This is a genomic window from Amycolatopsis sp. NPDC051372 (assembly GCF_040682095.1).
Classification (GTDB): domain Bacteria; phylum Actinomycetota; class Actinomycetes; order Mycobacteriales; family Pseudonocardiaceae; genus Amycolatopsis.
In genome coordinates this window covers 15514-27211 of sequence record NZ_JBFBAF010000060.1, presented here as the reverse complement: position 1 = coordinate 27211, position 11698 = coordinate 15514, and the positions used below count along the sequence as shown (strand labels likewise).

9 protein-coding genes and 1 pseudogene are annotated in these 11698 nt (G+C 65.9%); 6 read left to right on the top strand and 4 right to left on the bottom strand.

The window, feature by feature from the left end; genetic code table 11:
• Positions 1–388 (top strand): hypothetical protein (locus tag AB0M56_RS48655; RefSeq protein ID WP_364189907.1); only part of this gene is annotated, 388 nt, incomplete at its 5' end.
• 2505 nt (positions 389–2893) lie between these two features.
• Positions 2894–3646: a sigma-70 family RNA polymerase sigma factor gene (locus AB0M56_RS48650; protein WP_364189905.1), complete on the top strand. Its 753-nt coding sequence runs from the start codon at positions 2894–2896 to the stop codon at positions 3644–3646.
• Here AB0M56_RS48650 and AB0M56_RS48645 read toward each other — a convergent pair.
• Together AB0M56_RS48645 and AB0M56_RS48640 are read right to left on the bottom strand one after the other, a co-directional pair.
• Positions 3620–4054: a GNAT family N-acetyltransferase gene (locus AB0M56_RS48645; protein ID WP_364189902.1), complete on the bottom strand. Its 435-nt coding sequence runs from the start codon at positions 4052–4054 to the stop codon at positions 3620–3622. The two genes, AB0M56_RS48650 and AB0M56_RS48645, sit on opposite strands and share 27 nt — an antisense overlap.
• Before the next feature lie 567 nt (positions 4055–4621).
• Positions 4622–4987 carry a response regulator transcription factor gene (locus AB0M56_RS48640; RefSeq protein ID WP_364189900.1) on the bottom strand — a complete coding sequence of 122 codons (366 nt, stop codon included), beginning with the start codon at positions 4985–4987 and terminating at the stop codon, positions 4622–4624.
• 1003 nt (positions 4988–5990) lie between these two features.
• Between AB0M56_RS48640 and AB0M56_RS48635 the strand changes: the two genes are divergently transcribed.
• The 3 genes and pseudogenes from AB0M56_RS48635 (at position 5991) to AB0M56_RS48625 (ending at position 7515) form a co-directional block, all read left to right on the top strand.
• Positions 5991–6737: a serine/threonine-protein kinase gene (locus tag AB0M56_RS48635; RefSeq protein WP_364189910.1), complete on the top strand. Its 747-nt coding sequence runs from the start codon at positions 5991–5993 to the stop codon at positions 6735–6737.
• Between the two features lie 278 nt (positions 6738–7015).
• Positions 7016–7219 (top strand): annotated as a pseudogene (locus tag AB0M56_RS48630) (DUF6218 family protein); the annotation flags it as partial.
• 62 nt (positions 7220–7281) lie between these two features.
• Positions 7282–7515, top strand: coding sequence for a hypothetical protein (locus AB0M56_RS48625; protein ID WP_364189918.1), 234 nt, complete (start codon positions 7282–7284; stop codon positions 7513–7515).
• On the opposite strand, the gene AB0M56_RS48620 is transcribed toward AB0M56_RS48625, so the two are convergent.
• A complete protein-coding gene (locus AB0M56_RS48620) occupies positions 7500–7733 on the bottom strand; it encodes a hypothetical protein (RefSeq protein ID WP_364189915.1) in 234 nt (77 codons plus the stop codon). The two genes, AB0M56_RS48625 and AB0M56_RS48620, sit on opposite strands and share 16 nt — an antisense overlap.
• Positions 7734–9411: 1678 nt before the next feature.
• Between AB0M56_RS48620 and ctaD the strand changes: the two genes are divergently transcribed.
• The gene (gene ctaD / locus AB0M56_RS48615) at positions 9412–11184 is read left to right on the top strand and encodes a cytochrome c oxidase subunit I (protein WP_364189898.1); all 1773 of its coding nucleotides are present in this window, start codon (positions 9412–9414) and stop codon (positions 11182–11184) included.
• A gap of 115 nt (positions 11185–11299) precedes the next feature.
• Here the strand turns inward: ctaD and AB0M56_RS48610 are convergent, their stop codons facing one another.
• On the bottom strand, positions 11300–11446 hold the full coding sequence (locus AB0M56_RS48610; RefSeq protein WP_364189895.1) for a hypothetical protein: 147 nt from the start codon (positions 11444–11446) through the stop codon (positions 11300–11302).
• Between the last annotated feature and the right edge of the window lie 252 nt (positions 11447–11698).

Below are 11698 nucleotides of genomic sequence, written 5' to 3'. Positions count from 1 at the left end.
GCCGGCCACCAAGCGTCACGCTACGATCAACCCTTCGAGCCTGCCCGGGCTCGGTGACAGACAACGAGACCTGCACCAGACCCGGGGCGCATCAATCGGTATTACGCGCCATTTCCGGGACGCGGCACGGGGCGGCGCGGGTCTCGTCTTCGTCTCGGTCGCCGGGTCGCTGGTCCTGGGTGTTCTGTGGCATTTCGTGCTCGGCGGGCCCAGCAGTCTCCGTGTCGCCGTCCGGTCGGGGGTGCCCGTCGTGGCGAGGGTCTTCGAAGTCTCCGTGACGCTCCACGTGGCCACCGCGGCGGCGGCACTGTTACTGGCCGCACTCGCGTTTCGCCGCCGGACTTCGATCTTGTCGATCGGTCGAATACCTGGGGTAGGCCGAGGATGACGTCGGAGTCTCGTGTCGATGCCCCGTCGAACCGAGCGGGGCATACGCTCGAAGCCGTGTCGTCGCCGTCTTCCGCCCTCATCCGGCTTCGAGTCCCCGGAGCCCTGGCGACCTCCGCTGTGAACGATTGCGACCACCGCCGTTCCGAGCAAGCCCAGACCGTAGAGAACCGTCACCCTGTCGGTGCAGTTCCTGCTGACCAAACTTCGTGAACGATGCGGTCCGGACGGCCATCGACTTCCCGGCGGCGAGCCTCGCCATCGCCGGATGAGTCACTGCGGCGGTGCGGGGCCCGGACGGCCCCACACCGCCCCAGTCCACGAGGGCTGCCGTTCGGACACCGTCTCCACAGGCTCTCCGTTGTGCCACTGCTCGGCCCGAACCGTCGTATCGGCGATGTCGGGAACGTGGTACGGCACAGTCAGCTCGACCACAGCGCCACAGCGCCACCGCGCCACCGCGTCGGCCGCGCCTGACCGGCGAGCTGTCATGGGGGTACTTGGACACGTCCACGAAGACGTCGGTCCCGCGGGGCGGCGAGGTGGGGCTGTAGAACTTCCTGTGTTGTGAGGGGCCAGCTGGACCTGCGCGCCGTACCGGGACGCCAGCTCAGCTGTGCACACCTGCTACACGATGTCTTTCCGGGGACGGCTCAGCCACCTGCGGACCAGCCGTTCCATCCGATGACGGCTCAGCCACAGGATCACCCGGTAGTTCACCACGCGGAGGCGTTCCTCAGACAACGTGTCCGGTGGCCGGCCCCATGCTGGTGGCAGGGGACGCGAACTCCAGGTGGCAGGAATGCGAAGTGAGCCCCACCACCGCGATGCTGGACAGGCCCGCCAACCGCGGGCACCCGGTTCCCGGCCACGTCGCCGGGTGTTCCACCGCCAACCAGCTCCGGACCGGAAGGTGGAGTCTGATGCGGAACTTCGGCCCGCCCGGTGCCGGACGCCCGGCATTTTCCCGTTGCGCGACCGCGAAGCCGCCCTCGTCCCGCACGTCTCGCCGGCAGCCGCCGCGTTCACGTCGAACGCCTGTTCCCGCGCCGGATCCGTGTCGAACGCGGGTGGATTCCGTGAACCTCGAACAGATTCCCTTCGCCCGCTGGCGCATGCCCCTGATGGGTTCGGCGTGCTCCGTGTGCGACCGCCCCCACCGCCGCATCGTCCAGGTCGTCGAGGCGTGTTTGCTCCTGGACCTTCGGCTCCTGGCGGGTTCATGGCTCGCAGTACACATGTGTTCGTGTGGCCGTGATGGATGCTTCTTGTTCCGAGCGGGGTCGGGCTGTTCGGTGTGGCGGCGGTGATCGGGGCCGGCCATGACGCTGCGCATGCGGGCGTCTGTTGTGGTCCTGGTCCGTTTCCAAGGCATTGCGCCAGCCACGGGTCTCGGCCACCTGGGAATGTTACGGGTCCGTTCCGGGGCCCCTTGTTGGGCTCACTGGAACCTGGACCCCGGCGTACTGAGGCGATGGGGCAGGGTCGCGTCCCTCGGGCGCCCGCGAACGCATGAGCAGGAGGTGTCCGACGAGCGCGGATTCGGTGGCTTCGTATGCCCGGGACATTCCCGTCCTGGTCGGTGCCGCTGTCACGGAGTCGGAACCGGCCTACGGACATCTCGTCGGGCACAACCCGGTCATGCGCTACCTCGTCCGCAGGCTGGGCCAGCCGGAGCCGTTCGGGCGCCACGAGGAGGCCGGGCTTGGCGATAACTTCTCGGCGTTGGTTCGCTACTCGGTCCTGTGGCCGTTCCACGCGCCGTCGACTTGTGCCGTACACGTACGGATCCGCGGCGCGACCCGCGGCGAATCCTCCGCCGTCAAGGTCGCCGACCCTGGTGCCGAGCGGCCGGCCGCGCCAGGCATACCCGCCGCGGACGCCGATCGACTCGCACGGCTTGCACGGGCCCGGCTCGTCGGTGACGTCAATCTGGACATGTTCGACGGGCGTAACGACCGGCAGATCCGTGAGATTCTCGGGTGCTCTGGGATGTCCCGACGCGTGACGGATCGGTTCCTCATCCGCCGTCTGCATCAGCCGGACGTGCTGCCGGCCGACGACCCGGCCCTCGCCCGCGTTGTTCGGCGGATCTGGGCTCTCGGCGGGGCCGACGACGTATTCGTCCGGCGCTGGGCGCCGTTCCACACATACGCGGCTGCCCTTCGGTGGGCACTGTCCCGGGACATGACATCGCAGGTCGAACCGGAAGGAGCAGCTGATGACGGCAACCAGCGGGCGCTGCCTGCGGCCCGGCGCCCGCAAGCACATCCGCGTCGCTCTCGCCAAGGCGCTGCGACACCTCGCGCGCAACCGGGCGACGTGTCGCAGCGCGAACTGACGCGCACCGTCGGGTGGTGCTCCGACGCCTTTCGGGTCGCGCAGCTCTCCTCCGGCTTCCCCCCGGGCTTGCGCACTCATCGTCGATGGCCATGGACGCATTGGTGGACAAGTCCGTTTAGTTGCCGTCAAAGGGGCGGGTGAATTCTTAACAGGGAGATCGCAAATGCAGAAGACGGTCACCGGAGAGAAGGTGAAGCCACATGAAACCAGGCGCGTCCCGCATCCAGACGGCATACACCGCGGACACTGGACGGAAACCCCGGCCCGCATGACCACGTCGAAGATCAGTGGACGAGTCCTGGTCGGTGGACGGAGCTTTGACCCCGAGTCCGCCGCCTGGGTCCAAGAATTGAGCCCTGGCAGCACGAACTTCGAGAATGCCTGCCGCAGGCTGTACACGATGCTCATCAGGTTCGCTAGGAGTGAGACCGCGCGCAGGTCTCCGGGCTCACGGATCAGCGGCCCCGAAGTCGAAGACCTCGCCCACCAGGCCGCAGCCGACGCCCTCATGCGGATCACCTACAAGATCGGCGAGTTCCGAGGCGACGCGCAGTTCAAGACGTGGGCCTTCACATTCGTCATCTTCGAGGTCTCGACGAAAATCGGCCGGCACTTCTGGCGGGACCATTGCGTGTCCCTCGACGAGCACGACGAAAATCGCGCACGCGCCGCCGTCGGCGACGAACCACCCCACCAGGTACAGGCCCTCGAGCTCCAAGCCGCCCTCGCCCACGCCATCGAGAACGCATTGACTGAACACCAGCGACGCATCTTCGCCGCCGTGGCGATCGACCACGTTCCCATGGACGCCCTCGCGGCGCGACTGGGCACCAGCCGAAACGCCATCTACAAAACCATGTTCGACGCCCGCCGCAACATTCGCATCTACCTAGAGGAAAACGACTTCATCACCTGACCGGCAGAACGCACAGAAAGGCCTCGTGTCGTAATGCTTGTCGGTTCGTCCGACCCAGCCCATCTCCATGCGCCGCGCGGCGGCCGCGGCGCGCTGGTTCGCCGGACGCGAGACAGCGAAGATCTCGTCCGCGCCGGCGAAGGCATAGTGAGCGATCGCGTCACCGACTTCACCAGCATAACCACTCCCCCACCAGCCACGAGCGATCTGGACGCCGATCTCGGAGTCGATGTCGCCGGGAGGCAAAGGCAGCAGGGAGACCGCTCCTACAATGTGGCCGGTGGCGAGATCAGCGACCTTCCACCGGCCGAGCGGCGGCCCGATGGCCGCGCCGTCTACGACCCATCTGGAACCGGATGCTGCAGGGCAGCCATGTCCGGAACGCGGTCCATAGCCGGCGCCAACCACCGAGCAACCTCTCCGTCACCGAAAATGCCCACAGCCGCTTCAACATCGGACATCGTCCACGGAGCAAGCTGCAGGATCACCGAATTCGACTTGCGGAAGTGGAAACCTGGAGTCATCGCGAACTCTCCCCTCCTCGAACTCCCCGGGCTCGGTTCGGACGGGCGAACCGACCGGCGACCGCAGGATGCCGATCGCTAACTCGATGCAACCAAGCGAGGAGAGCGAGTTCGGCCCCGAAACGTGGACGAGGAGTCCCCATGATGGGGACGAACCGCAGACAGTGCCGCCCAACGGTGTGCACTTACGAATGGGACGGCCCCACGACGTTGAACGAGACGGCGACCACCTTCGGAGCCGACCTGCGTTACTGGGCGCGGCGAATCGCGGCGGGGTGACCGACCCGGTCACGTCAGCCGCTACTCCCCGTCACCATCGAGGTTTCCCGGCCAGGCGGCAACGCTGGCCGCCGCACGCGATCCATGACCTATTCGGGGACCGGGTTACTGGCCTCAAGAAAGGTGACCACGGCCAGCACCCGGCGGTGATAGTCCTCGGTCTCCGGCAGGCTCAGTTTGGCCAGTATAGTGTGGACGTACTTCTCCACCGTTCCTTCGGTGACCCACATCCGGTGCGCGATCCCTGCATCGGATCTGCCCGCTCCGCTTCGATATGCGCCGACAGCACAAGAACTCCGGTGCCTGGAAGCTCCTGGCGGATCATCTGGGCCGCATCCAGACCATCCCGGGTGTGTGTTGGTGGCATCCGGATGTCCACCACTACGAGATCCCGTCGGTGCTGCCGCGCCAGGCTGAGCATTTCAGTGGCGTCGCCGACCTGCCCCATCACCGTGAACCCCGAGTGAACGAGCAGGCTGGCCAACCCCTCGCGGAACAGCACGTCGTCCTCGGCCAGGATCAGCCGCTGAGCGGTCATACCCGGCGTTGTCGGGAGTCCGGCGGTGTGTTCGTTCGTCCCTGCACCCTGTGGGCGGCGAGATGGTTTGCTCGATCTCCCGCCATACGGGCGAGGTCGACTTCCGGAGGCGTGCAGAGCGTTGTACATGTCAACGCTCCTCGATGGAGAAACAAGGCCGGGCGGCTCGTCGCAAAGAGAACGGTCGCTTCCGACTACTCGGCAGTCGGTTGGGACACAGTTTGCCCGATGGCACACCCATTCGCGATACCGGCACACTGGAAACCCTCGTCCCACTAGCTGGAAGACAGGTTTACCTGTCCTCCACGAAGATGCGCGAAGCGCGCGTCGACTGGTCGACGCGGCGATCACACCCCCAGAGGCGTTGCGCTGGCGGTGCCGACTGGGCTCTCGCATTGGTCGAGTCGGGAGATGGCCGCGTTCATCAGCCACACTGAAGGTGTCGGTGTCTTACGAACAACGCGCACTTTTGGTCAGCACGTCGACGACCTGCTGGATGTCATGGCTGTCCATTGTAGACTTCTACCTGGTCTGTCCCACAGCGGCCGTCGGCTCGATGCGGCCGGAGCCGTCACAGCAAGCGTACCCGGCCCATCAATCTCGAACACCTGCTTCAATCGGCAAGGGTCGCAGCGTTTCACGGTGGCGGGTATCGCGGGATTCCGGCTAACCGGCAGCAGGGTTTGGCGCCATCCGTGAAGACACGCCGGTCACCAAGCCGGATCGTCACACGTATGACGAAGCCTGTGAAGGCACCAGATCGGAGCCCACGCCCCGCGAAGCCGCTGCTTTCAACACTCGACCCGACACATCCCGCCGAAGCCGGCGACCACGGTGAGGACGATGGAACCGAGTGTGCCGGGAGTCTCGTGGCAGGCCGCTATCGGGTCGAGTCGCTACTGGCCCGCGGCGGAATGGCGCTGATCTGGCTCGCCGAGGACGAGTTCCTACGGCGGCAGGTCGCGCTGAAGCAAGTCAACGTGAACTACCGCGCATCTGAGCAATCACGCAGAGCGGCTCGCGTGCGGGCACTCCGGGAGGCGCGTACCGCTGCGCGAGTGGGCCACCCGGCGTTGTCACGGTCTACGACGTGGTCAGGCAGGACGGCGATCCGTGGATCGTCATGGAACTGCTGCGGGGGCGGAGTCTGGCCGAAGCGCTCGACGCCGAGGGACCGCTGCGGGGCGAGCACGTGATCCACATCGGACTGAGCCTTCTCGACGTGCTGCGCGCCGTACACCGGGCGAACATCGTGCATCGCGATGTCAAACCGGCCAACGTGCAGCTCTGCGGTGGTGCGCGGGTGATCCTCACCGACTTCGGCATCGCGATCGCCCCAGGCAGTGACTCACGAACTCAGATCCGCATGGTGGCCGGCAGCCCGGGCTATGTCTCGCCCGAACGGCTCCGCGGGGGCAAGGCCGGACCGGCGTCCGACCTGTTCTCTCTCGGCGCAACGCTGTTCACCGCCGTCGAAGGCACGTCACCGTTCGCCAGGGACAACATGGCCGCCACACTCACGGCCGTGGCCGAGGAACCACCGGCCCCGTTCTTGCGCGCCGGCCCGTTGCGCCCGGTCATCGAGGGTCTCCTAGCCAAGGAGCCGAACCGACGACTGAACGCCGACCAGGCGTGCACCCTCCTTCACGAAGCCGCTCTACTTGTCAACAAAGGCGAGCGGTACTGCGCCGGGTCAAGTCCTGCATCTCTGGCCCCAATCCGGCGAGCACGGCGCGGCCGGCGTCGGTGAGGCCGACGAACGTGCTGTCGACCAGCAGCGTGTCGCCGCCGATATCGACCGCGAGCGCAACCGGCGGTGGGAGCGGTCCGGCCGAAGGCCCCGCCGGGCCGTCACCAACTAGTTCAGCCCGCGCCCAGGTGAGGCATGAACGCCTCGTTTGAGAGGTAAGGCCCGAAAAGTGCCGCCCGTGTATCAACTGGCGTTTCTCGACGATTTGGTGGTGTTGATCGAGGAGGCGGCGGGGATGGGTGCGGTGACCGAAGCAGCGGTGGGGATGTCCTGCACAGGTGTGGGCGCCAGGCAGTGCGGCGGTGGCCGTGGGTACCGGTGACGACGGGACCGAATCGTTGGCGGTGTGGCAGGTGAGCCCGGCGGGTGCGCCGACGGGAGCGTGGATGGTGCCCGCCGCCGAGGCCGTGGCATCGCAGGACACCGCGCGGCGGCTGGTGTCGGCGCTCGAGCGTCGCGCGATCGCCGCGGTGGATTCGGTAGAGGTTGTCAGGTTGCCGGCACCGCCCAAGGCCTCGCCCTCAGTGCCACCACCCGTTGCCTGTTGTACGGCAGCACCCTTGCCGACCGGGCACCGATCTTCAGCGTCGTCTACCTCCTGTCCTACAGCGGCGCCACGATCCCGGCCCACATCGCCGGCCAACTTTCGGGCACCTTCTCGCTGCCGCAAATCGCCCTCGGATACGGCGGACTCGCCCTCGTCGCCCCCCTGTTCACCGTCCTCGCCGCACGCAACCCGCGCAGCGGCGCGACCAGGGACCCTCAGCCCGGTGAGTAATCGCGACGAACCTCATCGCCATTCGGACGTGGCGCCGCCGGAAGCAAATAGAGCGGGTTGCCCCAGCTCGTCGCGACGACCGTGCCGATCCGATCGGGATCGTTTCGTCCTGGGGCGCTGCCGCGCAGGAAGTCCAAGGTGTGGTTCTTCTCGCTGGAGCTCAGGTCGTCTTCCAGCCCCGCTTCGGCACAGGTGACGTTACGGGCGTCGACACTCATCGGCATCGGTGCATCCGGATTGCGCGGCGCTGTACGCCTGCACCGAGGTATAGAGAATGTACCCAGTCTGGACCGAGTGGCGGCAGCAGAGGGGCCCGCTCTCCAATACCCACAAGGTGATCACCGTCGACCTGCGTGGCACTGGCGACTCCCAGGTCACTAAGAGCGGTTACCAGGCAGCGCAGTTGGCCAAGGACGTGCATCCTGCCGAAGCGGCTGGGGCTCAACAACGGCGTCGAGGTAGTCGGTCGTCGCGGTGGCACCAAACTTCATCCTGGTGCTGATCGCCCGGATGTCCTTCGGCGCCACCCTCGGACCCTTCTGGACCGTGGTCTACACCGGACCCAAGCTGGGGGCCCCGCCGGCGACACTCGCGCCATCACCATCATCGCGGCGGGTATTTCGGGTGGAACGGTGGTGGGGCTGCCTGCGGGACAGTTCCTCGGCAACCTCTGCATGATCTCGTGGGGGTCGTGACGAGGCGGGCCGCCCGGTTCGGAATGGCGGCGGGCGCTGGTGTTCATCGGACTGTTCACCGCCTGGACGTACGCATTGGATGTCAAACTTCCGGTAGACCCAAGACGGAGAAGCAGCCGGGCTGACCATCAAGTGTTGCCGCACTCCGTCGCTGGTGTACCCCGACTTGATCCCGGTGGAGCGTGTGGCCTTGTCACATGCAGATGAGGATCTGTCTCTGATTCGGGTCAAGCTGGTGTGTCGGCGTCAGCCGGCGGTAAGAATCGATCGTCGACTGACGCCGACAAGAAGACCAGTACAGAGGAGAGCGCGTATGGCTGAATCCAACGAGCGGCTGGACTCCGCCGGCAAGGATTTGCGAGTATCGAATGCCTCGGTGTTCGAGCTCGTCGAAAGGTCGAGCAGGCTTGGTCGTTCCGCTTCGCAGGGCTTAAGCGCCACGGGGGCGCCGGCGGGCGCAACATCCCCATGTCGACGAGCCTGGTACGCGAGTGGATCCGTGCGGCGAAGTCGGTCCGCTCGGTGATCACGAGCAACGTCGAGCGCGGCAAGCTACGGTGAGCCCGTCGCGGGCCCGAGGCCGCTCGAGCATCTCCCACCATCCGCGGGCTGGCGCAGCTGCTCTTCGTCGCAGGTGTCAGTGGGCGCACTGGTTGGCGCCACATGGTGTGGTCGAGTTCCCATGGGGTGCGGCCCAGCCGCGTTGCGAGGGCGGCGAGCAGGTCGCGGGCTTCCGGCACGCTCACCGCGCCGTCCTGGTGAGGTGTCGGCCCCGGTGAGCATCCACGGGTAACTCAGTCTGGCTGCGCGACCGTGCCCAGGCACCGTTGCCAAGCGGGTCTCCGCTTCAGCCAGCGCGGTAAGAGCGCCAAGTGGGTTTCGGGAAGCACCCCTGACGGCCGATAACGAGCCAGCGCGCTGGGAGACCAACGGCTGTGACGACCACGGTGACCCGTAGCGGGAAGAACGGTACAAGGGCGACTGATGATCCTTCCCCCATCGTGGCAGACAGCGACAGGACTGCAGTTCGTGCCCAAGACGCCTCGGACCAAGACCTGGAACCGGGTCCGGATTGAACTTTTCGGTCCGACAAGGTGAGTTCTCCACGAAAGATCAGGCCGGACCGGTGCCGTCGAACGGCTCACAGCCTCCGGACCCGGGATCAAAAAGCAAACAGTCCAGCATCCAGCCGGAGGAAGTCATGCCGACCATCACGCCCAGCCCGGTCGTAACGCGGCCCTATCGCACGCGCGTTTTCACGAAGGGCGCGGCGCTTCTTCGGCTGATGCGGACGACGGCCCACAAGCAGATCGGCGTGATGTACCTGGTCACGGCGTTCGCCTTCTTCATGGCCGGCGGTGCGATGGCCATGCTGATTCGCACGGAGCTGGCCCGGCCCGGGCTCCAGTTCCTCTCGCAGGAGCAGTACAACCAGCTGTTTACGATGCACGGCACGGTCATGTTGCTGATGTATGCGACCCCGGTCCTGTTCGGGTTCGCGAACTTCGTGCTGCCGCTGCAGATCGGTTCGCCCGACGTCGCGTTCCCGCGGCTCAACGCGTTCTCGTACTGGCTTTACCTCTTCGGCAGCCTGATCGTCATCTCGGGATTCCTGACGCCGGGAGGTGCTGCCGAATTCGGTTGGACGGCTTACACGCCACTGTCGGAGGCCACCCACACGCCAGGCCCCGGCACCGATATGTGGATCGCTGGCCTCATCGTATCCGGTCTCGGCACGATCCTCGGTGCGGTCAACATGGTCACCACCGTGGTCTGTCTGCGCGCGCCCGGGATGACGATGTACCGGATGCCTATCTTCACCTGGAACATCCTGGTCACGAGCATCCTGATCTTGCTCGCGTTCCCGATCCTCACGGCCGCGTTCTTCGGCCTGGAGGCCGATCGCCGCTTGGGTGCGCACGTGTTCGACCCGGCCAACGGCGGGGCGATCCTGTGGCAGCACCTGTTCTGGTTCTTCGGCCACCCTGAGGTCTACATCATCGCGTTACCGTTCTTCGGGATCGTCTCGGAGATCCTCCCGGTGTTCAGCCGCAAACCGATCTTCGGGTACAAGGGCCTGGTCTTCGCGACGCTGGCGATCGCGGCCCTCTCGTTCTCCGTGTGGGCACACCACCTCTATGCCACCGGCGCCGTGCTGCTGCCGTTCTTCTCCTTCATGACCTTCCTGATCGCGGTCCCGACCGGCGTGAAGTTCTTCAACTGGATCGGCACGATGTGGAAGGGGCAACTGTCCTTCGAGACGCCGATGATCTTCTCGATGGGCTTCATCGTCACGTTCCTCCTCGGCGGTCTGACCGGCATCCTGCTGGCCGCGCCGGCCATCGACTTCCACGTGTCGGACAGCTACTTCGTGGTGGCGCACTTCCACTACGTCCTCTACGGCACGATCGCCTTCGCGACCTTCGCCGGGATCTACTTCTGGTTCCCGAAGATCACGGGCCGGATGATGGACGAGAAGCTCGGCAAGTGGCACTTCTGGACCACGTTCATCGGCTTCCACGGCACGTTCCTGGTCCAGCACTGGCTCGGCGCCGAAGGCATGCCCCGCCGCTACGCCGACTACCTGGCCAGCGACGGATTCACCACGCTGAACACGATCTCCACGATCGGCGCGTACATCCTCGGTGCGTCCACGCTGCCGTTCATCTGGAACGTGTTCAAGAGCTACCGCTACGGCGAGATCGTCACCGTCGACGACCCATGGGGCTACGGCAACTCCCTCGAATGGGCCACGTCCTGCCCGCCGCCGCGGCACAACTTCACCGAACTGCCCCGGATCCGGTCCGAGCGCCCCGCGTTCGAACTGCACTACCCGCACATGATCGAGCGCATGCACACCGAAGGCGAGATCGGCTTCTTCGGCAAGTCGCGCCACCAGGCCGCGCCGTCGCAGAAACTCGTCGACGCGACCATGCCGGGCGACCACAGCAAAGACAACGCAGGCGAGCAATAATCCTGTCGTCCGCTCCGCATCCAGAGAAGACGAACCGAGCTACGGGAGCAAGGCTTGCGCCCGCGCGCGATGAGTCCGGTCCGGACGCACGGGGTGTGGGCGATCGGCTCGCAGGTCAGGCGTGGCGTCCGGGGAACTGTGAGCCGTCTCCGCAGTGGGTGAAGCGCAGGCCGACGATCGAGCCGTCCTCGACCATCCAGTGCAGATCGTAGGAGGCGCGGTAGTCGGTTTTGGAGACCAGACGACTCTCCGACGACCTCATCCTCGGAAACCTCAACATCGACTTTTCCTTCACCGACCGCCCGACGGTCAACGTCTACCTCAGCATCCTGCTGAAACGGACCGAAACGGCTGGGCCATCGCCCTCTACCAAGTCTCCAAACTCGACCAGGACACCACCGGCGAAGACCCCGAGTGCCAGTAGCAGCGGGGCACGAACATCGAAGGAGCGGCTGTTCAGGCCCAGTGAAAGGACCCCATCCGAGGTCTACCCTGGCAGCCGGCGCCTGCCTTC